The 25,508-nt window shown below is 58.9% G+C and carries 26 protein-coding genes and 1 tRNA gene; 11 read left to right on the plus strand and 16 right to left on the minus strand.

What is annotated here, in order from left to right; all coding sequences use genetic code 11:
- Positions 1 to 90: 90 nt before the first annotated feature.
- The 4 genes from clpX to ACFWW4_RS10195 all read left to right on the plus strand — a co-directional run bounded on the left by clpX (position 91) and on the right by ACFWW4_RS10195 (position 2,560).
- Positions 91 to 1,356 (plus strand): ATP-dependent Clp protease ATP-binding subunit ClpX, encoded by a 1,266-nt coding sequence (clpX, locus tag ACFWW4_RS10180; RefSeq protein WP_393931174.1) that lies wholly within the window; start codon positions 91 to 93, stop codon positions 1,354 to 1,356.
- Positions 1,357 to 1,361: 5 nt separating this feature from the next.
- On the plus strand, positions 1,362 to 1,742 hold the full coding sequence (locus ACFWW4_RS10185) for a RidA family protein (RefSeq protein ID WP_411890734.1): 381 nt from the start codon (positions 1,362 to 1,364) through the stop codon (positions 1,740 to 1,742).
- Between the two features lie 61 nt (positions 1,743 to 1,803).
- Complete coding sequence (locus tag ACFWW4_RS10190; protein ID WP_411890735.1) at positions 1,804 to 2,187, plus strand: NADH:ubiquinone oxidoreductase subunit NDUFA12; 384 nt, start codon at positions 1,804 to 1,806, stop codon at positions 2,185 to 2,187.
- Positions 2,188 to 2,197: 10 nt separating this feature from the next.
- Positions 2,198 to 2,560 carry a DUF2155 domain-containing protein gene (locus ACFWW4_RS10195; RefSeq protein ID WP_411890736.1) on the plus strand — a complete coding sequence of 121 codons (363 nt, stop codon included), beginning with the start codon at positions 2,198 to 2,200 and terminating at the stop codon, positions 2,558 to 2,560.
- Here ACFWW4_RS10195 and aat read toward each other — a convergent pair.
- The 4 genes from aat to ACFWW4_RS10215 form a co-directional block, all read right to left on the minus strand.
- Entirely contained in the window at positions 2,524 to 3,174 is a 651-nt protein-coding gene (gene aat / locus ACFWW4_RS10200; RefSeq protein WP_411890737.1) for a leucyl/phenylalanyl-tRNA--protein transferase, read from the minus strand. The genes ACFWW4_RS10195 and aat overlap by 37 nt on opposite strands.
- Positions 3,175 to 3,178: 4 nt before the next feature.
- Positions 3,179 to 4,525, minus strand: coding sequence for an acetyl-CoA carboxylase biotin carboxylase subunit (accC, locus tag ACFWW4_RS10205; RefSeq protein ID WP_411890738.1), 1,347 nt, complete (start codon positions 4,523 to 4,525; stop codon positions 3,179 to 3,181).
- Positions 4,526 to 4,534: 9 nt separating this feature from the next.
- Positions 4,535 to 5,035, minus strand: a complete 501-nt coding sequence (accB, locus tag ACFWW4_RS10210; RefSeq protein WP_411890739.1) for an acetyl-CoA carboxylase biotin carboxyl carrier protein — start codon at positions 5,033 to 5,035, stop codon at positions 4,535 to 4,537.
- Positions 5,036 to 5,160: 125 nt separating this feature from the next.
- Positions 5,161 to 5,607, minus strand: a complete 447-nt coding sequence (locus tag ACFWW4_RS10215) for a hypothetical protein (RefSeq protein ID WP_411890740.1) — start codon at positions 5,605 to 5,607, stop codon at positions 5,161 to 5,163.
- A gap of 394 nt (positions 5,608 to 6,001) precedes the next feature.
- Between ACFWW4_RS10215 and ACFWW4_RS10220 the strand changes: the two genes are divergently transcribed.
- From ACFWW4_RS10220 to ACFWW4_RS10240, 5 genes are all read left to right on the plus strand, one after another.
- Positions 6,002 to 7,306 carry a short-chain fatty acyl-CoA regulator family protein gene (locus ACFWW4_RS10220; protein ID WP_411890741.1) on the plus strand — a complete coding sequence of 435 codons (1,305 nt, stop codon included), beginning with the start codon at positions 6,002 to 6,004 and terminating at the stop codon, positions 7,304 to 7,306.
- A gap of 73 nt (positions 7,307 to 7,379) precedes the next feature.
- Complete coding sequence (locus tag ACFWW4_RS10225; protein WP_411890742.1) at positions 7,380 to 7,748, plus strand: response regulator transcription factor; 369 nt, start codon at positions 7,380 to 7,382, stop codon at positions 7,746 to 7,748.
- On the plus strand, positions 7,745 to 8,023 hold the full coding sequence (locus ACFWW4_RS10230) for a hypothetical protein (protein WP_411890743.1): 279 nt from the start codon (positions 7,745 to 7,747) through the stop codon (positions 8,021 to 8,023). The genes ACFWW4_RS10225 and ACFWW4_RS10230 overlap by 4 nt, the downstream gene beginning before the upstream one ends.
- Complete coding sequence (locus ACFWW4_RS10235) at positions 8,023 to 10,692, plus strand: ATP-binding protein (protein ID WP_411890744.1); 2,670 nt, start codon at positions 8,023 to 8,025, stop codon at positions 10,690 to 10,692. The genes ACFWW4_RS10230 and ACFWW4_RS10235 overlap by 1 nt, the downstream gene beginning before the upstream one ends.
- 75 nt (positions 10,693 to 10,767) lie before the next feature.
- Positions 10,768 to 11,862 carry a FliM/FliN family flagellar motor switch protein gene (locus tag ACFWW4_RS10240; protein ID WP_411890745.1) on the plus strand — a complete coding sequence of 365 codons (1,095 nt, stop codon included), beginning with the start codon at positions 10,768 to 10,770 and terminating at the stop codon, positions 11,860 to 11,862.
- A gap of 267 nt (positions 11,863 to 12,129) precedes the next feature.
- Here the strand turns inward: ACFWW4_RS10240 and ACFWW4_RS10245 are convergent, their stop codons facing one another.
- The 7 genes from ACFWW4_RS10245 to ACFWW4_RS10275 form a co-directional block, all read right to left on the minus strand.
- On the minus strand, positions 12,130 to 13,059 hold the full coding sequence (locus tag ACFWW4_RS10245; RefSeq protein WP_411890746.1) for an AEC family transporter: 930 nt from the start codon (positions 13,057 to 13,059) through the stop codon (positions 12,130 to 12,132).
- Positions 13,060 to 13,126: 67 nt separating this feature from the next.
- Positions 13,127 to 13,927: an MBL fold metallo-hydrolase gene (locus ACFWW4_RS10250; protein ID WP_411890747.1), complete on the minus strand. Its 801-nt coding sequence runs from the start codon at positions 13,925 to 13,927 to the stop codon at positions 13,127 to 13,129.
- Complete coding sequence (locus tag ACFWW4_RS10255; RefSeq protein WP_411890748.1) at positions 13,924 to 14,712, minus strand: TatD family hydrolase; 789 nt, start codon at positions 14,710 to 14,712, stop codon at positions 13,924 to 13,926. The genes ACFWW4_RS10250 and ACFWW4_RS10255 overlap by 4 nt, the downstream gene beginning before the upstream one ends.
- 10 nt (positions 14,713 to 14,722) lie before the next feature.
- Positions 14,723 to 15,829, minus strand: coding sequence for a DNA polymerase III subunit delta' (locus ACFWW4_RS10260; RefSeq protein WP_411890749.1), 1,107 nt, complete (start codon positions 15,827 to 15,829; stop codon positions 14,723 to 14,725).
- Complete coding sequence (gene tmk / locus ACFWW4_RS10265; protein ID WP_411890750.1) at positions 15,826 to 16,434, minus strand: dTMP kinase; 609 nt, start codon at positions 16,432 to 16,434, stop codon at positions 15,826 to 15,828. The genes ACFWW4_RS10260 and tmk overlap by 4 nt, the downstream gene beginning before the upstream one ends.
- Positions 16,431 to 17,621 (minus strand): D-alanyl-D-alanine carboxypeptidase family protein, encoded by a 1,191-nt coding sequence (locus ACFWW4_RS10270; protein ID WP_393933306.1) that lies wholly within the window; start codon positions 17,619 to 17,621, stop codon positions 16,431 to 16,433. The genes tmk and ACFWW4_RS10270 overlap by 4 nt, the downstream gene beginning before the upstream one ends.
- Before the next feature lie 28 nt (positions 17,622 to 17,649).
- Positions 17,650 to 18,606, minus strand: coding sequence for an SPOR domain-containing protein (locus ACFWW4_RS10275; RefSeq protein WP_411890751.1), 957 nt, complete (start codon positions 18,604 to 18,606; stop codon positions 17,650 to 17,652).
- Between the two features lie 376 nt (positions 18,607 to 18,982).
- Between ACFWW4_RS10275 and ACFWW4_RS10280 the strand changes: the two genes are divergently transcribed.
- Positions 18,983 to 19,072: transfer RNA gene (locus ACFWW4_RS10280), tRNA-Ser, on the plus strand.
- Between the two features lie 192 nt (positions 19,073 to 19,264).
- Here ACFWW4_RS10280 and ACFWW4_RS10285 read toward each other — a convergent pair.
- Genes ACFWW4_RS10285 through ACFWW4_RS10300 form a run of 4 tightly spaced genes read right to left on the minus strand, consistent with a single transcriptional unit; the run spans position 19,265 to position 23,417 of the window.
- Positions 19,265 to 20,464, minus strand: coding sequence for a CaiB/BaiF CoA transferase family protein (locus tag ACFWW4_RS10285; RefSeq protein WP_411890752.1), 1,200 nt, complete (start codon positions 20,462 to 20,464; stop codon positions 19,265 to 19,267).
- Positions 20,461 to 21,969 carry a tripartite tricarboxylate transporter permease gene (locus ACFWW4_RS10290; protein ID WP_411890753.1) on the minus strand — a complete coding sequence of 503 codons (1,509 nt, stop codon included), beginning with the start codon at positions 21,967 to 21,969 and terminating at the stop codon, positions 20,461 to 20,463. The genes ACFWW4_RS10285 and ACFWW4_RS10290 overlap by 4 nt, the downstream gene beginning before the upstream one ends.
- Positions 21,970 to 21,972: 3 nt before the next feature.
- Positions 21,973 to 22,410 carry a tripartite tricarboxylate transporter TctB family protein gene (locus ACFWW4_RS10295; RefSeq protein ID WP_411890754.1) on the minus strand — a complete coding sequence of 146 codons (438 nt, stop codon included), beginning with the start codon at positions 22,408 to 22,410 and terminating at the stop codon, positions 21,973 to 21,975.
- Between the two features lie 41 nt (positions 22,411 to 22,451).
- Positions 22,452 to 23,417, minus strand: coding sequence for a tripartite tricarboxylate transporter substrate binding protein (locus ACFWW4_RS10300; RefSeq protein ID WP_411890755.1), 966 nt, complete (start codon positions 23,415 to 23,417; stop codon positions 22,452 to 22,454).
- A gap of 120 nt (positions 23,418 to 23,537) precedes the next feature.
- On the opposite strand from ACFWW4_RS10300, the gene ACFWW4_RS10305 reads away from it, so the two are divergent.
- Positions 23,538 to 24,440 carry a LysR family transcriptional regulator gene (locus ACFWW4_RS10305; protein WP_411890756.1) on the plus strand — a complete coding sequence of 301 codons (903 nt, stop codon included), beginning with the start codon at positions 23,538 to 23,540 and terminating at the stop codon, positions 24,438 to 24,440.
- 40 nt (positions 24,441 to 24,480) lie between these two features.
- Here the strand turns inward: ACFWW4_RS10305 and ACFWW4_RS10310 are convergent, their stop codons facing one another.
- On the minus strand, positions 24,481 to 25,494 hold the full coding sequence (locus ACFWW4_RS10310) for a DctP family TRAP transporter solute-binding subunit (protein ID WP_411890757.1): 1,014 nt from the start codon (positions 25,492 to 25,494) through the stop codon (positions 24,481 to 24,483).
- Positions 25,495 to 25,508: the final 14 nt, after the last annotated feature.

Genomic DNA, 25,508 nt, shown 5'->3' on the forward strand with positions numbered 1-25,508 from the left:
GACATTGTGGACCTTGGCGGGCTGTCCTAGTGTTGGGACCGGGGGCAGCCCGAATTCTATTTGAGCGGCCGAGCGGCCAAGAGGTTTGAGATGGCGAATACATCCGGTGGCGATAGCAAGAACACGCTCTATTGCAGTTTTTGTGGCAAGAGCCAGCATGAGGTGCGCAAGTTGATTGCCGGGCCGACCGTGTTCATCTGTGATGAATGCGTTGAGCTGTGCATGGATATCATTCGCGAGGAAACCAAATCCGCCGGTCTGAAGGCTGGCGACGGTGTGCCGACCCCGACCGAAATCTGTCAGGTTCTGGATGATTACGTGATTGGCCAGATGCATGCCAAGCGCGTGCTGTCCGTGGCGGTTCACAACCACTACAAACGCCTGAACCATGCCGATAAGTCGGATATTGAACTGGCGAAATCCAACATCATGCTGATCGGTCCCACCGGTTGCGGCAAGACCCTGTTGGCGCAGACACTGGCCCGTATTCTGGATGTGCCGTTTACCATGGCCGACGCCACGACGCTGACCGAAGCCGGTTATGTGGGCGAGGATGTTGAAAATATCATCCTGAAGCTGCTGCAGGCGTCTGAATACAACGTCGAGCGCGCCCAGCGTGGCATTGTCTATATTGATGAGGTCGACAAGATCACCCGCAAGTCCGACAATCCGTCGATCACCCGTGACGTATCGGGTGAGGGTGTACAGCAGGCCTTGCTGAAGATCATGGAAGGCACGGTTGCGTCTGTGCCCCCGCAAGGTGGCCGCAAGCATCCGCAGCAGGAGTTTCTGCAGGTCGATACGACGAATATCCTGTTTATCTGTGGTGGCGCATTTGCTGGTCTGGACAAGATCATCGGCCAGCGCGGCAAAGGGTCCGGCATGGGCTTTGGTGCTGATGTCAAAGACAATGATGATCGCGGAATTGGTGAAGTGTTCCAGGATCTGGAGCCTGAAGACCTGCTGAAATACGGCTTGATCCCTGAATTCGTGGGTCGATTGCCGGTGATTGCGACGCTGACTGATCTGGATGAAGATGCGCTGATCACGATCCTGACCCAGCCGAAAAATGCGTTGGTCAAGCAGTATCAGCGCCTGTTCGAGCTGGAAGATACCAAGCTCACCTTCACCGATGATTCTCTGGCCGCTATTGCCAAACGGGCGATCGAGCGCAAGACGGGTGCCCGTGGCCTCCGCTCGATCATGGAAGATATCCTGCTGGATACCATGTTTGACCTGCCCGGTATGGATACCGTGACCGAAGTGGTGGTCAATGAAGAGGCTGTGACATCTGATGTTGCCCCTCTGATGATCCACGATAAAGGCAACAAGAAAGCCCCTGCAACGGCGAGCTGATTGCCGTGACCGTCCGCCATATCTCAACTGGTTCGCCTTTTGAGGCACAGATCGGCTATAGCCGTGCTGTTGTGGCGGATGGCTGGGTGTTTGTGGCGGGCACGACCGGGTACGATTATGCGACGATGACAATGCCCGAGAGCATCGTGGATCAGTGCCGCAATGCGCTGGGCACGATCGCCAAGGCCCTGGAAGAGGCGGGTAGCGGGCTCGACCATGTTGTGCGTGTCAATTACATTGTGCCGGATGTGGACGAGTGGCCTGCCTGCTGGCCGATCACGTCTGAAATCTTTGCCACTGCGCGCCCGGCGGCGACGATGATTTCGGCAGGGTTGCAGAACCCCGAGATGAAGATCGAGATTGAGGTGACGGCCCGCGTGCCCTGAGCCTACTGGACCTTCCTGTACCTTTCGTGCATGACAGACCCAACGAGAATGGAGACGGCATATGGGCCTTGGTCATAACATCAAACGCATCTTCACATGGTGGGATGGTCAGTCTTATGGCACCCAATTGTGGACCAGCCGCAAAGGCCAGAAGGTGGGCGAGGATGCTGAGGGCAACGTCTATTATCGCAACGCCGACGACAGCCGCCGTTGGGTGATCTACAACGGGGATAACGAGGCATCGCGTGTCAGCCCGGAATGGCATGGCTGGCTGCATCACACATGGGACCAGCCCCCGACTGAGGCTGCATTGAAGCGCAAGGACTGGGAAAAGCCGCATCAGGAAAACCTGACCGGCACGATGGCGGCCTATGCGCCCGCCGGCTCCATTCGCAAATCGGCCCCGGCGGAGCGGTCCGATTATGAGGCGTGGTCACCGGAATAGGATTGATCCTATGCGTGGTTTTCTTTTTGCTGCTTTGACTTTTTTGGCGCTGGCTGGACCTGCGTCTGCCCAACAGGTTGCGGATGCGCCGGGTGGTGATCTGAGGGTGCTGGACAAGTTGACCGGCGTGGTCACGGATATGTCGCTGCGCCGCGGTGAAACCGGGCAGTTGGGCTATTTGCGGGTGACGTTGAATGCGTGCCGCTATCCGGCGGATAACCCGTCAGGTGATGCCTATGCCGCGTTGGACGTCTTTTATCAGGCCGAGCCCGAACCCGCATTTTCAGGCTGGATGTTGGCGTCGGCGCCTGCACTACATGCCATGGATCACCCCCGTTATGACGTTTGGGTGTTGCGCTGTATGACATCCTGAGCGGGTGGCACCGGCCCGGGTGCCGCGAATGACGCATCTGTCCGGATCGCCGCGGCCAGCTGCTTGCGGTAGTCAGCCCGGCTGATTTCGATGGCCCCCAAGCTGGCCAGATGCGGAGTAATGAACTGTGTGTCGAATAGGGTAAACCCACCCAATCGCAGCCGGTCCACCAGATAGGCAAGCGCGACTTTTGACGCGTCCGTGGTGCGGCTGAACATGCTTTCCCCGAAGAATGCGCTGCCGATGGTCACACCGTAGACCCCGCCGACGAGATTTGTGTCCTCCCACACCTCAACTGAATGGGCGGCACCGCGCAGGAATAGCGCGCGGTATAGGCCAAAGATCGTGTCGTTGATCCAGGTTTCGTCCCTGTCGGCGCAGCCCTGCACCGTGTCATCGAAGGCTGCATCCACAGTGACCATGTACGGTCCGCGCCGCATCGTGCGCGCCAGACTGCGTGAGATCCGAAAACCATCCAAAGGGATCACCCCGCGACGCTTGGGGTCAACCCAGAACACATCCGGGTCATGCCGCCCTTCGGACATGGGAAACACACCGACCGTGTAGGCCTGCAGCAGCAGGTCTGGCGTCAGGATCGGCTCATCATCCCGCATCGGCCTAGCCGAGGTTTTGCTCAAGCCAATGTTCCAGCCAGTGGATGTTGTAGTCACCGGTCTGCACAGCCTCTTCAGCGAGCAGAGCGTGGAACAGTGGGATGGTGGTATCGACCCCATCGACGATAAGTTCACCCAAGGCCCGCGCCAGTCGCGCCAGCGCTTCAGGCCGGTCGCGCCCATGCACGATCAGTTTGCCGATCAGGCTGTCGTAGTAGGGTGGGATCCGATAGCCGTCGTAAAGTGCCGAATCCATCCGCACCCCAAGGCCGCCGGGGGCGTGATACTGGGTGATGGTGCCGGGGCAGGGGGAGAAGCTAGGCAGTTTTTCAGCGTTGATCCGTACCTCGATCGCATGACCGTTGATCTGCAGATCATCCTGAGTGATTGACATTGGCAGACCGGAAGCGACCCGCAATTGTTCGCGCACGAGGTCCACGCCAAAGATCGCTTCGGTCACGGGGTGTTCGACCTGCAGGCGAGTGTTCATTTCGATGAAGTAGAATTCATCGTTTTCGAACAGGAATTCGATGGTTCCGGCACCGATATAGTTGATCTTGGCGACCGCATCCGCGCAGACCTTGCCTATTCTGGCGCGCAGTTCAGGTGTGATGCAGGGGCCGGGGGCCTCTTCGAATACTTTCTGGTGCCGCCGTTGCAGTGAACAATCGCGTTCGCCAAGATGGACCGCGTTCCCCTTGCCGTCCCCAAAGACCTGAATTTCGATGTGCCGCGGTGTGGTCAGGTATTTTTCGATATAGACTTCGTCATTGCCGAACGCAGCCTTGCCTTCGGCGCGGGCTGACATGAAGGCCTTTTCCATGTCAGCGGCGGTTTTGGCCACTTTCATGCCGCGTCCACCGCCACCGGCAGTTGCCTTGATGATCACCGGATAACCGACTTCTTCGCCAATGCGCTTTGCATCATCCAAAGTGGGCACGCCGCCGTCGGAGCCGGGTACACATGGCACGCCCAGTTCCTTCATCGTATCCTTGGCGGTGATCTTGTCCCCCATGATCCGGATATGTTCGGCGGTGGGGCCTATGAAGGTGATGTCGTGATCTTCGACAACCTGCACGAAGGCTGCGTTTTCTGACAGGAACCCGTAGCCCGGATGGATCGCCTGTGCGCCGGTGATTTCGCATGCGGAAATGATGGCGGGGAATGACAGGTAGCTTTGCGCCGAGGAGGGCGGGCCGATGCAGATCGCCTCGTCCGCCATGCGCACATGCATCGCGTCGCTGTCGGCCGTCGAATGCACGGCCACGGATTTGACGCCCATTTCCCGGCAGGCCCGAACGACTCGCAAGGCGATTTCGCCCCGGTTCGCGATAAGGATTTTATCGAACATGGGTGCGCCCTATTCGATGATCACAAGAGGTGCGCCGAATTCGACAGGGCCGCCATCTTCGACAAGAATGCGCTTGATGGTCCCGGCCTTCGGGGCGGGGATGTGGTTCATGGTTTTCATCGCTTCGATGATCAGCAGTGTATCGCCTTCGCTGATGCTGGCGCCGACGCTGACAAATGGGGCGGCGCCCGGTTCAGGGGCCATGTACACCGTGCCGACCATGGGCGAAGTCACTGCACCCGGATGGCTGGCGGGGTCCGCGGCGTCAGATGCCGCAGGCGTCGGATCAGAGGCGGAGGATGCCGTTGTCGCGGGGGCGGGCGCGGCAGGTGCTGCGGGGACGCTGGCCTGCACAACGGTTTGCGTTTGCCGACTGACCCGGACGTTCAGGCTGTCGTTGTCGCCATATTCCCGTTTTACCTGTAATTCTGTCAGGTCGTTTTCGCGCAGCAGCTCTGCCAGTGCCTGAATAAAGCTGACATCGCTGTCGTGAGAGGTTTTATTACTCATTCTGTCCTCGGCCCGTTGCCCATATTAGCGGCGTTCGCGCGACGTTGCGTCACACGCCTTTGAAAAGCTTATAGGGCAAGCCTGCGGGGGTGGGAAGCGGCAGAGGTTTGAAAATGAATGAGGCGTTACTTCTCAGGTTCTTCGGTCACCGGACTGTCATTTGTGGTGGGTTGATCCGCTGTTGGCTGGGCCATCGGCACCACATCATCTTCAATCGCCGCTACTTGCTGTTCAGGCTGCATAATCTGCGCGTCCGCAGGCGTTGCTGCGTCGACGGTGCCGTCATCCTTCACCTCGACCTCGGGTTCTTCCTTGTCGAATGGCAGCATGGGCACGCTGTAGGGCCGCAATGTGCGCTCTGGCGGCGCGATTTCGCCAGGGTTTTCCGGAAACTCCGTACCTGACAGACGGGCGTTGACCACCTGGGCGACGAACACCTTGTCAGAGGGCAGGGTCGCACCGCGATCCACTTCTTTGACAACCGGAACCTTGCGGTCCTGAACCCGCATCTGTTCGGGAACATAAGCGACAGTTGCAACGTTCTTGGGCGGAAGAGCGAGTGTTGTATCCATGGTATGAAGCTCCGAAAAGCGAGAATCTGACGCTGATAGAATCGCCTTGCCGTCTTACCAAAGCTTTAATTCTGAAACGGCAGATATCGCGATTTTAAGGTAAACGCGCCCAATCTTGCGGGTCGCCAGTCATTGCGGCGGGGGTGCATACACCCGAACCGCCCCATGAGATCGGCAGGATCCCGTGAGCGAACGTGGCGTCTTGCTTTGCGCAGTTGTGCGGGTTCGCCCCGCAGGTTGCTGCGCACTTGCCGCCTGGACGGTTGGCAAAGCGACCAGCAAGCCATTGCTGACAATGGACATTCTTGTAAACCTTCTTAGAATTGCATGGTAAACAATGTAAAATCGCTATCCTGATCTTCAAAAGGCGATTGATACCCTTGGAGGAATTCCCATGTCGGCCCGCCGTCTGACCGGTTCGCGCATACGCGAAAGGCGACTGGATCAGGGAGTGCGCCAGGTATCATTGGCAGAGGCTGTCGGGATTTCACCGTCTTATCTGAACCTGATCGAACACAATCGCCGCAGAATAGCCGGCAAGCTGCTGGGCGATATCGCCCGTGTGCTGGATGTTGATCCGGCATTGCTGACCGAAGGTGCCGAAAGCAACCTGCTGGATCAAATGCGTGCCGCAGCGGCCAGTTTCGGCGAAACCGCCGAGGTTGCCCGGGCTGAAGAGTTTGCTGCCCGATATCCCGGCTGGAGTGGTTTGATCGCCGCACAAGCCCGACGCATCGCAACGCTGGAAGAGCGGGTTCAGACCCTGAGTGATCGTATGGCTTATGATCCACAACTGGCGGCCTCATTGCACGACGTCATTTCAGCGGTGACGGCGATCCGTTCGACCGCTTCGATCCTTGTGGGGCAAGAGGCCTTGGACGCGGATTGGCAAGGCCGCTTTCATCGCAATATTCATGATGACAGTGTGCGTCTGGCATCCAGCAGCGAGGCATTGATCGCCTATCTGGAGGCGCCGCAGGCAGATGCCGCTGGCCCTGCGACGCCAATTGAGCAGGTGGAGGCCTATCTCGCGCAGCAGGATCATCGCTTTGCTGATCTTGAGGCGAACGGCGCCGATCTTGAGGATATTGTCGCCGCAGCTGAGTTACCACCGTCCGCATCCAAGCTTCTGCGTACGGTCGGGGCGGTTTATCAGGCGGATGCTGCTGCCTTGCCACGCCCGGCCTTCGAGGAGGCCTGCGCCAGAACCGGGTATGATCCGGTTCGGATCGCTGGCCAGTTCGACGTTTCTTTCGCCGCTGTGCTGCGCCGTTTGTCGACCCTGTCTGCCGGGGATGGACATCCGCCCATGGGTCTTGCCGTGTGCGATGCAACAGGCACATTGACGTTTCTGAAATCGGTACCCGGTTTCACGATACCAAGGTTCGGCGGCGGTTGCCCGCTTTGGCCGATATTCGGGGCGTTTGCCCGGCCCGCCCAACCGGTGCGCGCCGAGGTGGCGATGCCTGGACCCGTCGTGAACCGCATGTTGTGCTATGCCGTGGCCGAACCGGTCGGTGTGCCACAGTTTGATGCACCTCCAGCGCTGCAAAGTACGATGCTGGTGATCCCTGATCAGCCGACCTCTGACGCGGCGGTTTTGCCGGTCGGTGTATCCTGCCGCATTTGTCCGCGCCCCGATTGCGCCAGCCGCCGTGAGCCAGCGATTGCCGGTGTCGGTGTACATGGCAGTCTTTGACACATCACCCAATTGCCGCGATAGTCGATCAGACGGTTGGAGGGCCGCGTTGTGTTGAGGGAGGGAAGATGAGATGGGCAAACGTGTCCTTCTGATCGAGGATGAGCCAAATATCATTGAGGCGATCAGTTTCATTCTGTCCCGCGATGGATGGACCGTTCACACGCATGAGGATGGCACCACGGCCATGGACAAGGTGAATGCGTTGCCGCCACATCTGATCATTCTGGATGTCATGCTGCCGGGGCGAAGCGGGTTTGATATTCTTCGCGACCTGCGTGCGAATGAACCGACCAAGGCGATTCCGGTGATGATGCTGACCGCAAGGGGTCAAGCGAAAGACCGCGAATTGGCAGCGCGTCTGGGAGCCAATCACTTCATGACCAAACCGTTCTCGAACACAGAGGTGCGCGATCATGTCCGCAGCCTGATGGAGGCATGAGCGGGCCGCCAAAGCCGGACATTTTTCTGGAACGGGCGAGCTATCGCCAGCGCCGCCTGCGTGATGCGGCCCGTTTGCTGCCGATCCTTGGTATGATCCTGTGGGCCATACCGCTGTTGTGGCCCCATTCAGAAGGGGCTGAAAACGCGAACGCGGCGGCGACCATATATCTTTTTGGCGTTTGGGTCCTGCTGATCCTTCTGGCGGCGATCATTTCACATCTGCTGCGTCCGGATGATGAGACCACATTCGACAGCAAGGATGACGCTGCCTGATGTTTGCGTTCAATGTTCTTGTTGCAGTCTCACTGGCTTATGTTGTCATGCTCTTTTTGGTGGCCTTTCTGGCGGAGCGCCGGGCGGCGACAGGCCGTGCCAACTGGGTTCAGTCACCGATCATCTACACGCTGTCGCTGAGTATCTATTGCACCGCCTGGACGTTTTATGGCGCTGTGGGCTATGCCGCCCGGTCGGGGCTTGAGTTTGTCACGATCTATCTTGGCCCAACCCTGGTGATGATCGGCTGGTGGTGGGTCCTGCGCCGTCTGGTGCGCATTGGGCGCACCCAGCGGATCACGTCGATTGCCGATCTTGTTTCATCACGCTTTGGCAAATCCACGTTACTTGGCGTGATTGTCACGCTGATCTGCGTTGTGGCAGCCACCCCATATATTGCGTTACAATTGCAGTCGGTCACCCTGTCATTTTCGGTTTTTGCCCAGAACGCAGGCGAGACATGGGGCCGGTCAGAGTTGAACGCCACCGCAGGCTGGGTCGCTATCGGCCTAGCCGTTTTTACCGTTCTTTTTGGCACACGTAACCTTGATGCCAACGAACGTCACCACGGGATCGTCATGGCCATTGCTGTTGAGGCCGTCGTCAAACTGGTGGCCCTTGTGGGCGTGGGGGCGTTTGTGGTCTGGGGTATCGCAGGCGGTGCCGGTGCGATGCTGGATCGTATTGACGCATCACCGGTCGATTTGTGGGACCAGTCGGGCGGGCGCTGGGCGACATTGATTTTCCTGTCGGCGGCGGCGTTCCTGTGCCTGCCCCGCATGTTTCAGGTGCTGGTTGTCGAAAATGCGGATGAGCGTCATCTGCGCGTCGCGACTTGGGCATTCCCGCTTTATCTATTTTTGATGAGCCTGTTTGTCGTGCCGATTGCGATTGTCGGGCTGGATCTTTTGCCCGCAGGCAGCAATCCGGATTTGTTTGTGTTGACCTTGCCATTGAGTGAAGGGCGCGACGGTCTTGCCATGTTGTCATTTCTGGGTGGTTTTTCGTCAGCTACATCAATGGTCATTGTTGCCACCATCGCATTGGCGACAATGGTGTCGAACCATATCGTTGTGCCTCTGTGGTTTCGGTTGCAGAACCAGGAAGGTGCTGTGATGTCCGGGGATGTGCGTCAGATCATCCTGCTGGCGCGGCGACTTTCGATTGCAGGTATACTGGCCCTTGGGTTTCTCTATTATCGCTTTTCGGGCGGCGGAACGGCCCTTGCCGCGATTGGTTTGGTGTCATTCGCAGGGGCGGTGCAGATCCTGCCTGCGATGATTGGCGGCATCTTCTGGCGCGGTGCCACCCGCATTGGCGCCGCATTCGGCCTTGTCATTGGTTTGTTGGTCTGGGTCTGGACCCTGTTCTTGCCCAGCTTTGGTGTTGATTCGGTGATATCGCAAGCAGTCATGGATGCGGGCCCTTTTGGCATCAATTGGCTCCGCCCGCAGGCCCTGTTTGGCATATCCGGCATGGACCCCCTGGTGCACAGCGTGATGTGGTCGATGCTTCTGAATACCTCTATTTTCATCATCGGATCGCTGGTCAGCTTTCCAACGCCCCTGGAACGTCTGCAGGGTGCGCAGTTTGTCAACGTGCTCGAACGGTCCGCTGGCGCGCGGGCATGGACAACGGCGGCTGCGGGGGCGGAGGATTTGCTTGTGATGGCGCAACGGATCCTGGGCAGTGATGAGGCGCAAGGCATCTTTCAGCGCGAAGTGCAGCATCAAGGCAAGGTTGGTTATCTTCCCGAGGTGACACCGGAATTCATTGAGCGGCTGGAGCGTCAGCTGTCGGGGTCGGTCGGTGCGGCCACGGCCCACGCCATGATCGGCCAGATCATCGGCGGTAGTGGCGTTCTGGTTGAGGATCTGATTGCGGTTGCGGATGAGGCAGCGCAGATATTGGAGTATTCTAACCGTTTGGAGGCGAAATCGGCCGAACAGGAGCGCACGGCCCGCGCATTACGTGATGCCAACGAAAAGCTGACGGCGCTGTCGATCCAGAAAGATGCATTTCTAAGCCAGATCAGCCATGAATTGCGCACGCCGATGACCTCGATCCGGTCATTCTCCGAGATATTGGGTAACCCGGATATCGCGGCCGATGACAAATCGCGTTATGCTGTGATCATTCAGGAAGAGGCTGTTCGTTTGACCCGTTTGCTGGATGATCTGCTGGATTTGTCCGTGCTCGAGAATGGTCAGGTGACCTTGCAGCGACAGACCGGACAGTTGCGCGATTTGCTTGATCGGGCAGTGCGCGCCTCTGGCGTACAGGGCGAGAACCTTGATATTGTGCGCGATCCCGTATCCGAGAATGTGACCCTGAGCACCGATCTGGACCGTTTGGGGCAGGTGTTTATCAATCTGATCGCCAACGCCCGCAAATACTGTGCGGCCGACAAGCCGAAACTGAAGATTTCGGTCAAAGAGAAAGCTGATGTGTATCATATCGATTTTATCGACAACGGTTTCGGGATCTCGCCGGAAAATCAGCAGATGATCTTTGAGAAGTTTTCGCGGGTGATTGATCAATCAAAGGCGGGTGGTGCCGGTCTGGGATTGGCGATCTGCCGCGAGATCATGCACCGGCTGGGTGGCGAGATCGGCTATCTGCCAGGGCAATATGGCACGGCGTTTCGTGTGGTTCTTCCCAAAACCTGACGCGATGGGTCACCGTTAGCAGAACCGTAACCTCTGATTGGTTAATCTGCAGGCTGATAAACCTGTGGCGGGTCCATGAGCGACAGTATGCATTCGATGATCTTGCGGCGCATGACGGGCCGTCAGGCGGGCGATGCGGCGGAAATGCCGCTGACATCGTCGCGCGCGGTGCGTCTGGCGCTCACAAAGGCTGCGAACGACACCATCGACTTGGTTCTTACGGTGATCGGCATGGGTGAAGAGACGCAGCCGTTGGATGATCTGCTTGGTGTGCTGGACGACAACCTGATGCTGATCGGGTTGCAGCGTGCCGGACAACTGGTTGGTTTAACTGCGTTGGATGTGCAATTGCGCGCCGCGATGCTGGAGATGCAGACAATCGGTCGCCTGATTGCCGCAAAGGCGGAAGAACGGCCAGCAACGCGTACCGACAAGTCGATGTGCGACCCTGTGTTGTCAGCCTTCCTGTCGGCCTTTCCGACGGTCACGGTCGGGACAGAGTTTGACGGCTGGGCCGACGGTGTGGGATTGGGCGACCGCATTGACAGCAGCCGGGCGGCGGGCCTGATGCTTGCCGATCAGGACTATCGCATCCTGCGCCTGAGTATTGATCTGGGGATGGCGGAACGTCAGGGGCAAATGCTGATTGCCTTGCCGTTGTCTAAGCCTCAGCCAATGGCAGAGACAGCGCCATGTGAAAACGCGGACTGGGCGACCCTGTTTCAGGCGGCTGTGGCTGATGCGCCAGGTGAACTGGACGCCCTTTTGCACCGCTTAAGAATGCCGCTGTCAGAGGCGCAAGATCTGCAGGTCGGGCAGGTTCTACCCCTATTGGGATGTACGGTGAATTCGGTCAGGCTGCTGTCACAGGACGGTCAGAAGGTCGCGCAGGCCAAATTGGGACAGTTGGGCGGCATGCGTGCTGTCAGGGTAGAGCCCGCGCCTTTGCCCCAGTTACATGACTTGTCAGGTGCCGCCCGGTCGGCCATGCCGCCGCTTGCCACGGGCAGTGAGACGGCATCCGAGCAACTGATTGGTGACATCGGCGACTTCACACAACCCGCGGGGCTGGATGAACAGTCAGACGATCTGATGGCGAGTGAGGATGATGACGCAGGTGATTTGCCGATGGCTTCAATGGATCTGGAGGCGATTTCCCTGTCGGACTAGGTGTGTGACCCGGAACAGGTATTCGTCCTGACGAGAAGCGCCGTGAGCGGGGGCGAAACTCCCGCGGATGTCGACGCGCAAGCCGGTATTGGCCCATCGAGGCCGAATTCGACAATACTGCAATTTTCTTTTGCCCGGATTTTCAGACGATGGATCGCGCTGACGGGTGAAAAGGGTCGGTTCACAAAAACGACGCCAACTCGTCCAAACTGCTGATTGCACGCGGATATGGCGCGCACGGACTTTTCGCGATGTCAAAATCGACGTCTAGGGCAAAACGTAAAGCCAGCACCAGACTGTCAGGATCGAGAGCCCTGTGCCCATCAGGACAGACGAGGCGGCGACTCGTTTGGCTTTGCCATACATGTTCGCAAAGACATAGGCATTGATTCCCGGTGCCATCGCGGCGGTTAGCATGGCCGAGCGCAGGGCGTCGGTACTGAGGTCATTCGCCCGTGCCAGTCCCCAGACGATGGCGGGATGCAAAACGAGAGACACCGCAACCACGTAGAGGATTGTGCGCATGTCGCCCTCTGGCCGGTAGCGGTAGAGCACCCCGCCCAGACCGAAGAGCGCAGCAGGCAGGGCCGCCCGCACCATCAGGTCCAGCGCATCGGTCATGACGCCGGGCACGGGAATGCCGCCGATATTGACGATCAGCCCCAGCGTGATCCCGACGATGAGGGCGTTGCGAAACATCGCCCGCAGCACCTTGCCCGGCAGGCTGGCGATATTGCCGTCGCGATTGCGCGCAATTTCCATGGCCGTGATGCCGACGGCGTAGCAGAACGGGGAGTGGACGGCGATGATGGCGTAGTTCGCTTCGAGCGCGGATGTGCCATAGGCTCGTTCGGTGATCGGCAGACCCAGCAGCAGGGAGTTGGAAAACAGGCAGCAGAAGCCGATAGCGACGCTGTCCTCCCAATCGCGACCAAAGATGTACCGCGCACCCAGCAGCCCTGCCGTAAAGCCTGCCAATGCGCCCGCGTAAAAGCTGCCCAGCAAGGCAATGTCGAAGTTCTGGCTGAGGTCCAGGGTCGAGATGGCGCGGAACAGCAGGCAGGGGATGGCGAATCCTTGGGTGAATTTCATCAGCCCGTCGACGCCCGCATCGCTGAAATAGCCTTTCCAGACAGCCAGATAGCCGAAGCCGATGACAAGGAAGACTGGCAGGATGACGTCGATCAGGGCGGCCATGTGTGATCCAAAGGCGCGGCTTGCGCCGCATTACAATATTGTTTGCCGCCCGGCCGCAGGGGTGCGTCTAGATCGGAAAGCTGAGCGTCATGCCGTCATAGGCAGGGTGGATATGATCGGGGGTTTCGGCATTGACGGTGTCGTAGTCCAGATCGTTGTGCATGTTGGTCAGGATGGCCTGTTCCGGCTGGACCTTTTCGATCCATTCCAGCGTTCTGGCCAGATGTGCATGGGTTGGATGTGGCGCCCGCCGCAGGGCATCGACGATCCAGCAGTCGAGGTTTTGCAGTTTGGCCCAGGCAGGGTCCGGTATCTCCGACACGTCCGGCAGGTAGGCGACATCGCCAATGCGGAAACCCAGCGCTTCGATATTGCCGTGTTCGACCTCGAACGGGGTCAGGGTGATCGGGCCGCCGGGGCCGGAAATGGTGATATCGCCTTTGATCGCGTTGAGTTCGCAGATCGGTGGGTAGTCAGACCCTTTGGGTTGCACGAAGGCGTAGCCGAACCGCCCCAGCAGATCGTTGCTGGTGTCGCCATCGGCCCAGACCTGCAGTCTTTCGCGCATGTTGAAAACGATCATCCGCAGATCGTCGAGCCCGTGCACGTGATCTGCATGGGAATGGGTGTAGACGACCGCGTTGAGCGTGCCGACCCCGGCATCCAGCAATTGGCTGCGCATATCTGGGCTGGTGTCTATCAGCACACGCGTGATCTGATCGCCACGGGTCCGCGTGATCAGGAGCGAGCAGCGGCGGCGGTGATTTTTCGGGTTGTTGGGATCGCACGCCCCCCAAAGCCCGCCCAGGCGTGGCACGCCGCCCGAAGAACCGCAGCCGAGGATGCTAAAGGTCATCGTGTCCGTCATGCTGCCGCCTTCCAGAACAGCCGGTCGAAATTGGCGGTGGTTTGTGCGGCGAAGTCTTCGTAGGGCAGGTCAAACAGCGCCGCACCGGCCCGTGCGGTATGTGCGGTATAGGCCGGTTCGTTCCGCCTGCCCCGATGCGGGGGCGGGGCGAGGTAGGGGCTGTCGGTTTCCACGAGGATCCGGTCAAGCGGGGCGGCTGCGAAGATGTCGCGCAAGTCCTGGCTTTTGGGGAAGGCCGCGATGCCGGACATCGACAGATAGAAACCCAGATCGAGCGCTGTGCGGGCCAGTTCGGCCGTGCTGGAAAAGCAGTGCATCACGCAGGTATACGCGCCGTTTTTGTATTCCTCGGTGAGGATCTGCGCCATGTCATCGTCAGCGGCGCGCGCATGGATGATCAGCGGAAGCCCCGTTTCGCGTGCGGCTGCGATGTGGATGCGCAGGGATTTCTTTTGGATATCAGCGCTTTCTGCGGTGTAGTGATAGTCCAGCCCGCTTTCGCCGATGCCGACGAATTTCGGGTGTTTGGCAAGGGTGATAAGTTCGTCCACGGTGGCGAGCGGTTCGTCAGCCGCGCTCATCGGGTGGGTGCCGGCGGCGTAGTAGACCGGATCGAAGGCTTCTGCGATGGCGCGGACCTGTGGTTCTAGTCGCAGTCGCGTGCAGATCGTGACCATCCGTTCGACACCTGCATCCAGCGCGCGCTGGATGATGGCCGGGCGTTCGTCGTCGAAATCGGGGAAGTCGAGATGGCAGTGGCTGTCGACGATTTTGGGGTTGGTCACGGGGCCACCTTTACGCTGCGGCGACACCTTGCGCCGTCTCTTCGATCTTGAAGATCATATCAAGGATCAGCGCGGCAGGGTCAAGGTTCACCGCCCGTCCGTGGCGCGACCGATTGGACAGGTCCTGCTGCAATTGCGCCCAATGCCGCGCGGCGCGGTCATCGGGGGCGAGGCGGGCCAGCAGACGCGCCTCGCCCGGGGCGCCCTGACTGTGCGGTTCGCCCAGCAGGCCCGCATGGGCCGCACGGGACAGAAACAGATCGATCAGGTCGAGCGTCAGGCCGAACCGGGTTTCGGCGCCGCGCCCGGCGCAGCTGTCGGCCAGTTTGAGCGCGGCGGGCCGGTTGATCTGCGGCAGCCCGTCGAGCAGTTTGACGATCTCTGAATAAAGCGGCAGGCCATCGTGGTTCAAAAGCCGGATCGCATCGCCTGCGGACCCGCCGGCCAGCGTGGCGAGGCTTTCGGAGTTTTCCGCCGGATGCCCGGCCTGTTGCAGCGCCTTTTGCAGGTTTTCAGCGTTCAACGTGCTGCAGCGCAGTTCGCGGCATCGTGACCGGATCGTGGGCAACAGTCGCGACGGCTGATGTGCGATCAGCAGGATCGTGCAGTTTTCCGGTGGTTCTTCAAGTTCCTTGAGGATGGCGTTGGCGGCGTTTCTGTTCAGCTCGTCGGCGGCGTCAACGATGACGACACGGCGCCCGCCATCTGCAGCGGACATATGAAAGAAAGTTTTCAGGCTGCGGACGGCGTCGACGGTGATTTCGGTGCGCAGTTTCTTGGTTTTTTCGTCCCATGGGCGGCGGATCAGAGCGAGGCGCGGATGTGCGCCCGACTGGATCAGGCGCGCGTCGGGATGGGCGGGATCTACGGCCAGCGTCGGTTCGCCGAACAGACCCGTGTCCAGGTCGGCCAGCAGAAAGGTTGCGATTTTCCAGGCAAGGGTCGCCTTGCCCACGCCGCGCGGGCCGGTGATAAGCCAGCCGGAATGCAGGCGGCCCGCCGAATACGCGTCAAGAAAACCGGCGACCGCCTGATCCTGCCCGAACAGTTCCGGCGTTTCGCGCGGATGTGGCGCGCCTTCGATCCGGTCGGGCTCTGGGATGCTGTCATCGCTCATGCGTAGGCTGCGATTTCTGACGCGATCTGGTCGGGCGTTCGATTGCCGTCAATCAAAACGCATCGTCTGGGGTGGGCGTGCGCCAAGGCCAGGAACCCGTGGCGCAGCGTTTCCTGAAAGGGCAGGCCGAACTCCTCGAACCGATCTTCGCCGGATTTGCGCGCCAATCCACGTTCAAGCGCCGTTTCAGGGTCCATGTCGATGATAAATGTCAGATCAGGTTCGCGCCCGATCATGAGCGTGTGCAACTGATCGACCATACCGCGCAGATCACCCCGCGTGGCCCCCTGATAGACACGGGTGCTGTCGGCGAACCGGTCAGAGATCACGGTCTGCCCAGCGGCCAGTGCCGGTTCTATCGTCTTTTCCAGATGGTCCCGGCGCGCGGCGGTAAAAAGCAGGATTTCAGTTTCCGCAGACCACCGCTCCGGATCACCGGTCAGGACCAGTTGTCTGATCTCTTCCGCGCCCGGGCTGCCGCCCGGCTCACGGGTCAGGACGACCTGATGCCCATGCTTGCGCAGATGCTCTGCAAAAAGGCGGGATTGTGTGGACTTTCCGGAACCGTCGATACCTTCAAACGTAATGAAACGGGGCTCGGTCATGCCTCCTCTGGCACCTCGTCCACGGTCGGTTCGGCACCTGGTCCGAACTTGTCCCAAAGGACCAGCGCCGCCGTGCGCAGCCGGGTGGCAAACCCGCCACGGGCCACAGCCGTTTCGGCCACAAGCGGCAGCCGCTTTTCAGGCAGGCCGTCAAGATTGATCACCAACTCACCTAGTTGATCACCCGCCGCAATCGGGGCTTCAATCGGGCCGTTGTAGACAACCTCGGCGTCCACCTCGCCCTCGTTCAGAATGGGGACGAGCAGTGATAGGTCTTCGGCCACTGTCAATCCAACAGTGGGGGTGTCACCCATCCAGACGTCAGCTTCTGCGATGCGGGACCCGGCACGTGCGACTTCTTTTTCGGCAAACTGGCGAAAGGCCCAGTTCACCAGTTTTTCGGATTCCTCTGCACGGGCTTCCCGGGTCTCCAGCCCGGTGATGACAAAGATCACGCGGCGATCACCCTGCTTGGCGGACCCCACCAGCCCATAGCCGGCCTCTTGCGTGTGTCCGGTCTTCAACCCGTCGGCGCCAATGCCGAGGGTCAACACGGGGTTCCGATTGCGCGAGTTTGATGGAACCCGTCCGTCAAATGCAAATTCTGTTTCGGCGAAGAGCGGATAGAATGTCGGGAAGTCGGTAATGATCCGGTCGGCCAGAATCCCCAGATCCTCCATTGACATGCGATGACCCGCTGCCGGCCAGCCGTTGGAATTGACGAAGGTGGAATTCATCATGCCCATCTGCTGCGCGCGCTGGGTCATCATGCGGGCAAACCCCGCCTCGGTCCCGTCAGGTGACAGGGCTTCGGCCAGAACCGCGCTGGCGTCATTACCAGACAGCACGATGACGCCACGCAATAGATCTTCGACACTGACGCGATCGGTTGTATCCAGAAACATGGACGATCCGCCATAGGCAGCGGCAGCGGAAGAGACCGGCAGCAATTCGTCAATGACAAGGCGCCCGTCGGCAATCGCCTCGAACGCCATGTAGATGGTCATGAGTTTCGACATGGATGCGGGGGGGAGGGGCAAATCCTCGTTCTTGGCCAACAGAACGGTACCCGTTGTCTGATCAAAGACATACGCCGCCTCTGCGCGCGTATCAAAGGATTGCGCAAACGCCCCTGTCGCGCTGAGCGCGAGGCCCAGAAGGACGGCACGGAAAGCGTGAAAAGTCATCTGCCTGAACTCCTGTTTTTGCGCGGACTTAGCCTTCGACGACGAAGGCGTCGACATAGCCCAGATCCTTGATCCTTGCCAGAATATCATCGCGCTCTGCGGCGTCGTCAGATGACCCGGACGCGACGCGCCAGACGGTGCGCCCGCCAGCCTCTTGCGCGATGACGGTCGTGGGAACACCCGCATCACGTAGGCGCTGTGCGGCCTGATTTGCGTTGTCTTCAACGCTGAAGACACCGATCTGGATCATCGGCCCTTCCATCGCGGCCGGCATAGCAGCCGCGGCTTCAGCAGCGTCTTCGGTTTCCGGGGTAGCGGTCGATGCGGCCTCAGTTGCTGCTGCAGCCGTTGCGGCTGCGGCGGGAAGTACGACATCGACGGCAGGCGCTGCGGCCTCTTCGGCGGCATCAATCGCAGCGGCAGCACCAGCCACCGGATCTAGCGGCGTCGCCTCGACATTTACCGGTGTGGCAAGGCTGGCAACAACGGGATTGCTTTCGGGCACGTCGTCCTCGACCGTGATCTCCTCGCGGCGCAAGGCAACAACGTAGAGTTCGGTCGGGGCACCCGGCAATATACCCAATGCTTCGGCCACGTCCGACGACACCTGCAAAAGCGGTCCGGGATTTTCACGCTCGCGACGGAAGAGCGCACCGACAACGGTTTCACCCGTTGCCGTGTTGCGGATCAGCGCGCGTTCGGGATCGACCACATCGGGATGTGCGACCCATGCCCCGCCTAATGACGGGCGACCATCCCAAAGGCCGCGATCCGTAACTTCAAAAAGGTCAGGCCGCTCAACATCCTGTTCAGTCGTCGTAGTCTGGAGCGGAGCGGCACTCGTCGTTGTGCCGGATGCAGCAGCATCGTCACCGCTGGGGAATGCAAATTCGCCGTTTTCGTCACATGCGGCCAGCCCGAGTGCTGCGGCCAGCACCAGCGACATACGGATTGTCCCCGACCTGCGAAAAGATATGCCCGTCATTCTTTGCCCCTTTACTTACGCCCTGTTTTTGCAGGGTTATTGACTGTTTTCCAGCCTTGATACTTGCGTGACTTTGCGCAAACGGCATCGGTTGTCCTTCCGACATTCCGCAGGCGCACCCCAATTTTGTGGCCACGATAGCGTCGGCCTTGCCTTTTTGAAAGGCTGATGGCTATTTTGTCGGCGGATTTTCCCTCATTTGCGAGGTTAGTTTGGTGGTCGTCGGTCCGCTTCGTTTCGCCCGTGCTGAGGGGCCTTCCTCGCTGCGATCGTCATGACGTTATGGAAGCCGCTGCAAGACGCGAGCTTGCTGTTGGTTTTATCACGGACAATCGACCTTTCCGAATCGCAATTTGGACGCTAACACGTCGCGGACGGAGGCTTGGCAGAGTGGTCGAATGCACCGGTCTTGAAAACCGACGAGGGTGAAAGTCCTCCCAGGGTTCGAATCCCTGAGCCTCCGCCACTTTCTCTATCAAGATCATTGAAAGTAAAGCATATGTGGGGTTTTTAGACGCGTTCCCACATTTGTTCCTACGGCATTGCGCTGCTGCCGCTGTCAAACGTCAGATAACTTTGGCATTCGTGTCACAAGCCAAAACCAAATTTGATAAAGAAGAGTTGCACACCGATGACTGCAGATATCACCTCTGGTGTTTCAGTTCAGGCGTGACGCGATCACGCCTTGTTGGCGCAATGCACTAACCTCGTCGTCGTTGTAGCCCAAAGCACGAAGGACAGGTTCTGTATCGCCACCCAATGACGGCGGCCGATCTGCTTGCTTGGTTGTCGCTCTATCTTCCATCGTGAATGGCAGACCGACATGTCCGGCTGTACCACGGGATACAAACGCGCGAGTGGTTTCAGGCGCGAGGTCCAACGCTTCTGGCAGCGTGCGCAGCCGTGCTGCTGGTACGTCCGCAGCAATGAAGATCCTTTCCCAATCTTCTGCCGTGCGATGTGCAAGCACATCCGCTAAGGCGTCGGCGAGTGTGTCCCGATTTCTGTCCCGCGCCACGGGGTTTGCAAAATCAGGATTGTCGAGCCAATCCCCGCGTCCAACCGCATTGGCCAGCCGTCTGAACTGCGAGTCCTCGTTTACACCCAAACTGATATGCCCGGACAGGCAGGCAAAGATGCCGGAAGAAGGCGAGCGGCTATTTGCGGTGTTTCCACGGGGTTCGGGCGGTCTGCCCGTCATTCTGTAATCAGTAATCGTCGAACTCATCAGGCTGAATGCCGTTTCGAGCATTGAGACATCGACAAACCCGCCATCGCCGGTCGCCTGCCTATTCATCAAAGCGGAGGTGACACCAAGCGCACCGGCAAGTCCGGTTGCGTAGTCGATAATCGGCGCGCCGGTCCGAACCGGCCCTGTTTCAGCTGTTCCTGTCAACGCCATCAACCCGCTGATCGCTTGAATATTCACGTCATACGCCGGTACGTCCGCCATCGCGTTGCCACGGCCATATCCGGTCATTGCGCAATGGATCAGCCGCGGATTGATGGCCCGTGTATGGGCTTCTGTCAGGTCAAGCCGGGCCAGCGTGGAGGGCCTGTGGTTCTCAACCAGCACATCCGCTGATGTCAGCAACCGGTGAAAGACGTCACGCCCTTCATTGACCTCCAGATCAAGCGCGATGGATTGCTTGCCCGCGCCTTGCGTCTGATAAGCTGTACTCATCCCCTCAGCCGCCAGCGCCGCGTCAGTCCCGCCCCGGTGGCGCATCGCGTCACCCTTCAGGCTTTCGACCTTGATCACCTCGGCCCCCAGAAGGCCAAGATAATAGGAACAGGCTGGCCCGGCCAATACATGCGTCCAGTCAATCACCCGGATGCCGTCCAAAGGTGCCGTCATCTCGCTTCCTCCAACGTGACGGCGCGCGACTGGCGGTTCAGGCTCCGGACCCGGACCGCCAGTGCCGTCAGCCCGACCAAGAGGAAGAGCAGCGCGATGGGCCGAGTAATGAATATCATCATACCGTTGTCCGACAACAAAAGCGCTTGCCGAAATGCCTCCTCTGCGCCGCCTGCCAAAACGAATGAAATGACGAAAGCAGCCGGGTTGAAGTCGAGTTTGCGCATAAGCCACCCCAAAAACCCGGCAGCCACCATAACATAGACATCAAACAGGTTCCCGCGCGAGGTGTAGGCCGCGACAAAGGATGTCAGAAAGATCACCGGATACAGCACCTTCGTTGGAATCCGCGTGATGAACCGCCCCACGAATGCCGCACCATAAAAGCCAATCAGCCCATACATCGCAATGCCGATCAGCCCACAGGCAAAAAGCGCATAGACAAGTTCGCGGGATGTCAGAAACAGGGTTGGACCAATCTGGATGCCATGGATCAGGAATACCCCAATCAGGATCGCGCCAATGGTGGACCCCGGAATACCCAGTGTCAGAAGCGGCGCCATGGACGGGCCACTGACGGCGTTATTTGCCGCCTCTGGTGCGGCCACACCTTCCAACGCACCCTTTCCCCAATCGTCCGGGTTCTTGGCGCGACGCTTGCCTTCGCCGTAAGCCACAAAGGCCGCGATGGCCGACCCAAGGCCGGGCAGCATGCCGATAAAGGACCCGATAAAGGATGACCGGATCACATGCGGCAGGCAGGGTTTATACTCCGACCAGGTCAGCCGGTTTCGCACCGCATCGTTGCCATCAGGGACCATCTCGGTTGTCTTGCCGCGTTCCTCGATCTGGGCAAAAACCTCGCCCAATACAAAGATTCCGATCATCAGGGGCACCAGACTGATCCCGTTGGTCAAATCAAAGCTGCCGAAGGTGAAGCGCTCGGTCGAACTGATCGGATCAAGGCCGATCATGGCGACCAGCACACCCAAAGCTGCTGACGCCAGCCCGCGGGTGACAGATTTCCCAATCACGGATCCAATGACGATGAAGGCCGCGAAATAGACGGCAAACAGCTCTGGCGGGCCGAGTTTCAGCGCGATCACTGCGATCCATGCCACCCCGACGATCAGCAGTATCTCACCAATGAAGTCACCAATAACCGATGATATCGTCGCCACTTTCATGGCCTTTCCTGCCTTGCCTTGGCGGGCGAGCGGATAGCCATCCAACTGCGTGGCTGCCGATGCCGCCGTGCCGGGGGTATTGAACAGGATCGCGGCAATCGAACCGCCGTAACGCCCCGATTTGCCGATGACATAAAGGAACGCCAACGCAGGAAGCGGTTCCATGTAAAACGTCAGGGGCAAAAGCATCGCAATCGCGGCCGAAGCCGTCAGCCCCGGAATAGCACCGACAATCATGCCAACGATGGCTGCCAGAAACACCCACCCCAGCAATACCGGATCGCTCAGAACGCTGGCGAGAGCGGGAAAGATTTCCATCGTTTAATACCAACCAAATACATCAAGCAGGTCAAACCAGCGACCAAAGGGCGGAAAGACCCCCAACAATTCAAAAAAGATCAGGTGATAGGCTGCGGGGCATAACACGGCTGCAGCCAGCAGGCCGATCACATTGCGCACGCCGAAGATCCATAGTGCCAGTGGTGCCGCCAACGCAGTGCTGATCAGATAGCCAAACTGGGCCATGACCCAGACATAGGCGACCGCCAAAGCCAACAGTGCAAAAATGGCTGGCAGATATTGTCGATCTAGCGTTGGTGCTGGTTTACCACGTGCGCCCCACAGTTCTGCAAGGCCAAGTGCCACCAGCGACAACGATCCTGCCAATGGAAAAATGCGCGCACCCCAGCGCCCGTATTGGTCCAAGGCGATGTTCATACTCGTAAATGTGGCGCCAACCCCCAGAAGGATCAGCGCCACGGCCACGGTCCGCGAGGCGGGAGTAGGACCCGCGGACAAGTCTAACCCTGCTCTTTCAACGCATCGATCACCGGCTGGGTGTCAACCTGCATCTGGCGCAGTCTGGCTTCGGTTTCCGCACCGCTCAGGAACGCAGGCACGTTGCCGCGTTCCAGCATCATATCGGCAAATTGCTGAGTTTCCGTGATCTCTTTCAACGCGGCTTCCATGCCCGCGATCATCTCAGGATCCGTGCCGTTCGGTGCAAAAAACACGATGGGTGAGGATACGGCGACATAGTCAAAGCCAAGCTCTGGCAATGTGGGTACATCGTCGCGGACCGGGTCACGCTCTGGCGCAGCAAGAGCCAGAACGCGGAGTTCGTTTTCAAAACCTGCGGCCTGCTGAATACCGACAAAGGCAAAATCCACCTGTTCGCCGATAACAGCGGCACGGGTTGGTCCGCCCCCTTTGAACGGAACATCCTGTGCTTGCAGGCCGTTGCGATTCAGAAAGCTTTGCCCGGCCACATGGTGGAAACCGCCGCGTCCATTATGGGCCCATCGCAGGCTGCCGGGGTTGGCATTTGCCGTATCCACCAAGTCCTGAACAGACTGGAACGGGCTGTTTGCAGGCACAATGACAGCAGGGGTCAGATTGCCGATCTGGGCGATAATCTCAAAGCTGTCAAACGGGTCCACATCGGTGTCACGCAGCATTGAGGTCAGCAGGAATGACCCGGCAGACGTGACCATCACTGTGTTCCCGTCCGGCCTTGCGGCTGCAGCTTCGGTCGCGCCGGTGATGCCGGACGATCCGGGCTTGTTCACTATGACCAGCGGCACTGGCAGGATACCATCGGCAGATGCAGCAGCGGCGCGCGCCAGCGCATCGGTGCCACCACCGGCAGAATACGGCAAGATCGCATTGATCGGGCGGCGCGGGGCCCATTCCGCCAGGGCTGGCGCGGCGATAGCACCCACCGCTGCGGCAGAGACACCTGTTTTGATGAATTCGCGACGTTTCATGTTTTCCTCCCAGTAACACCGGGTGCATCTGAGCGCACCTTTGAAATATCACTGGACCTTAAACGGGACCATAGAATAGAAAAAACGCAATTATCAGATTTATAAATCGGATTTTTCGAAGTGAACCTCAAAAGCCTGAAGGTGTTCGCCCTTGTCATGGAGGAAGGCACGCTTGCCCGTGCAGCGGACCGGATGCATCTGAGCCAGTCTGCTGCCAGCCGGTTACTGCAAATCCTTGAAGACGAATTTGGCGTCAGCCTGTTCCGACGTGACAAAAAACGATTGGTGCCAACACCGACCGGCGAACGGTTCTACCCCGAAGCACTACGCATTCTGGCGCAGGTCGACCAGATGCCCGATTTCTTTGCACAAATTCAAAGCGATGCGCCGGAACCATTGCGCCTAATCTGCCATACACGGATTGTGAACGGATTGGTTCTGCCCGCCATTGCGCGTTTTGCCGAACTGGAACCGGATACGGCGATAAAGCTGGAAATATATCCCAGGCGGGATCTGGGCCGCCGCATCATGAATGATCGCTATGATCTGGGAATTTCGGCGCTCCCGCTCCCGGTTGAGGGGATCAAACCCAATCTTTTGGGCACAACCGACCTATGCGTGGCACTTTCCCGAGACCACGCGCTCGCCGATCGGGATGAGCTGCGCCCCGTTGATCTTGCGGATGTCCCCTACATCGCGCTGGACGATTCAACCGTGATCCGGCGCATTGTGGATCAGGCGATGGATCGGGCCGGTGTGAAGCTGGTGATCAAGCATGAGGTTTCGGTGGGGTCGGCGGCCTATCGGTTGGTGCAAAGCAAACTTGGGTTCACCTTTGCCGATCCGATAGCCCTTGACCCCGAGCTTGCATCCGCCATCGCATTGGTCCCGTGGCGATACAAAATGGCCGTGCCATTTGGGTACTTCCTGCCACCACAGCGCGACAGGCATCCCAGTGCCGATGCTTTCGGGCGCGTTCTGCAACAGGTGTTCGATGCAAAACTTGTAGGTCGGCCTGTATAGAATGCGCGGCGCGCGATAGGACACGCGGCGCATCAGTGCCTTAGTTGAAAGGATCGACCGTCGCGTTGATTTCGACCGCTGCGTCGATCAGGTCGCCCCCGATGGAAGACCGAAACTGATCCCAGACCGGCTTCATCTCTGCCCTCCAGATCGCCAGTTCCTCGGGGGTCAGCGTGATAATCACACCGTCATCATCCAGAATATCCTGGCGTCGGGCCTGATTGATCTCATAGGCAAATCGGTTTCGTTCATGCGTGGTCAATTTCATGATATCAATCACCGTTTGGCGCGTATCCGGATCAAGGCTGTCAAGAAAGGCCTGTGACGTTACAACCAGATAACCGATATAGTTATGGTTCGTTTCTGTAACGGCAGCCTGTTCGAGATAAAATTCCTCTTTCTGGATATTGGCCCAGGTGTTTTCCTGTCCCTGCACCTCTCCCGAGGCCAGCGCGTCATAGACTTTGCTGAAGGACAGCTTGACCGGGGTGATGTTCATCCGGCGCAGTACCTCTGCGGTTACTGGTGAGCTGGACGACACCCGGAAACTTAGACCGCTGGCATCACTTGGCAACCGCATTGGAACTGTCGCCGAATACTGCCGCATCCCGTTGGCCCAATAGCCCAGCCCGACAAAGCCGTCATCACTGATCCCGTCGGTCATGCTTTGCGCCATTTCTGTTTCGAGGAACGCCATGACCTGCAAAGGTCCGTCGAACAGGAAGGGAAGATTGAAAAGCTCGAACTGATCGGAATACGCCCCGAATTTCGTGACACCGGGGGCGGCGAATTGAACGTCGTCGTTTAACAGGGCCTCAAAGACGTCGTCATCATTGTAGAGCTCGCTGCGGCCGTAAACCTCGACACATAATGTACCATCAAGCTGCGTGTTGACCTGCTCGGCAAAGGCCAGTGCAGCTTCGCCCTTGGGGTGACCCTGCAGTGCCGTGATCAGGCTGAAACGGGCAACCCTTTCCCCTTGATCGCATTGCGCGATGAGTTGGGCCGGAAACGCTGCAAGCGCGGCGAGTGTGAGTGTTTGTAGAAATTTCATTGTTCTGTCCTCGT

The organism is Yoonia sp. SDW83-1, assembly GCF_046762885.1.
In the GTDB taxonomy this organism is placed as follows: Bacteria; Pseudomonadota; Alphaproteobacteria; order Rhodobacterales; family Rhodobacteraceae; genus Yoonia.

Coding starts and splice junctions, on each gene's coding strand:
- clpX (WP_393931174.1), top strand. CDS start 91: ATGGCGAATACATCCGGTGGCGATAGCAAGAACACGCTCTATTGCAGT.
- ACFWW4_RS10190 (WP_411890735.1), top strand. CDS start 1,804: ATGGGCCTTGGTCATAACATCAAACGCATCTTCACATGGTGGGATGGT.
- ACFWW4_RS10195 (WP_411890736.1), top strand. CDS start 2,198: ATGCGTGGTTTTCTTTTTGCTGCTTTGACTTTTTTGGCGCTGGCTGGA.
- aat (WP_411890737.1), bottom strand. CDS start 3,174: ATGCGGGATGATGAGCCGATCCTGACGCCAGACCTGCTGCTGCAGGCC.
- accC (WP_411890738.1), bottom strand. CDS start 4,525: ATGTTCGATAAAATCCTTATCGCGAACCGGGGCGAAATCGCCTTGCGA.
- accB (WP_411890739.1), bottom strand. CDS start 5,035: ATGAGTAATAAAACCTCTCACGACAGCGATGTCAGCTTTATTCAGGCA.
- ACFWW4_RS10215 (WP_411890740.1), bottom strand. CDS start 5,607: ATGGATACAACACTCGCTCTTCCGCCCAAGAACGTTGCAACTGTCGCT.
- ACFWW4_RS10220 (WP_411890741.1), top strand. CDS start 6,002: ATGTCGGCCCGCCGTCTGACCGGTTCGCGCATACGCGAAAGGCGACTG.
- ACFWW4_RS10225 (WP_411890742.1), top strand. CDS start 7,380: ATGGGCAAACGTGTCCTTCTGATCGAGGATGAGCCAAATATCATTGAG.
- ACFWW4_RS10230 (WP_411890743.1), top strand. CDS start 7,745: ATGAGCGGGCCGCCAAAGCCGGACATTTTTCTGGAACGGGCGAGCTAT.
- ACFWW4_RS10235 (WP_411890744.1), top strand. CDS start 8,023: ATGTTTGCGTTCAATGTTCTTGTTGCAGTCTCACTGGCTTATGTTGTC.
- ACFWW4_RS10240 (WP_411890745.1), top strand. CDS start 10,768: ATGAGCGACAGTATGCATTCGATGATCTTGCGGCGCATGACGGGCCGT.
- ACFWW4_RS10245 (WP_411890746.1), bottom strand. CDS start 13,059: ATGGCCGCCCTGATCGACGTCATCCTGCCAGTCTTCCTTGTCATCGGC.
- ACFWW4_RS10250 (WP_411890747.1), bottom strand. CDS start 13,927: ATGACGGACACGATGACCTTTAGCATCCTCGGCTGCGGTTCTTCGGGC.
- ACFWW4_RS10260 (WP_411890749.1), bottom strand. CDS start 15,829: ATGAGCGATGACAGCATCCCAGAGCCCGACCGGATCGAAGGCGCGCCA.
- tmk (WP_411890750.1), bottom strand. CDS start 16,434: ATGACCGAGCCCCGTTTCATTACGTTTGAAGGTATCGACGGTTCCGGA.
- ACFWW4_RS10270 (WP_393933306.1), bottom strand. CDS start 17,621: ATGACTTTTCACGCTTTCCGTGCCGTCCTTCTGGGCCTCGCGCTCAGC.
- ACFWW4_RS10275 (WP_411890751.1), bottom strand. CDS start 18,606: ATGACGGGCATATCTTTTCGCAGGTCGGGGACAATCCGTATGTCGCTG.
- ACFWW4_RS10285 (WP_411890752.1), bottom strand. CDS start 20,464: ATGACGGCACCTTTGGACGGCATCCGGGTGATTGACTGGACGCATGTA.
- ACFWW4_RS10290 (WP_411890753.1), bottom strand. CDS start 21,969: ATGGAAATCTTTCCCGCTCTCGCCAGCGTTCTGAGCGATCCGGTATTG.
- ACFWW4_RS10300 (WP_411890755.1), bottom strand. CDS start 23,417: ATGAAACGTCGCGAATTCATCAAAACAGGTGTCTCTGCCGCAGCGGTG.
- ACFWW4_RS10310 (WP_411890757.1), bottom strand. CDS start 25,494: ATGAAATTTCTACAAACACTCACACTCGCCGCGCTTGCAGCGTTTCCG.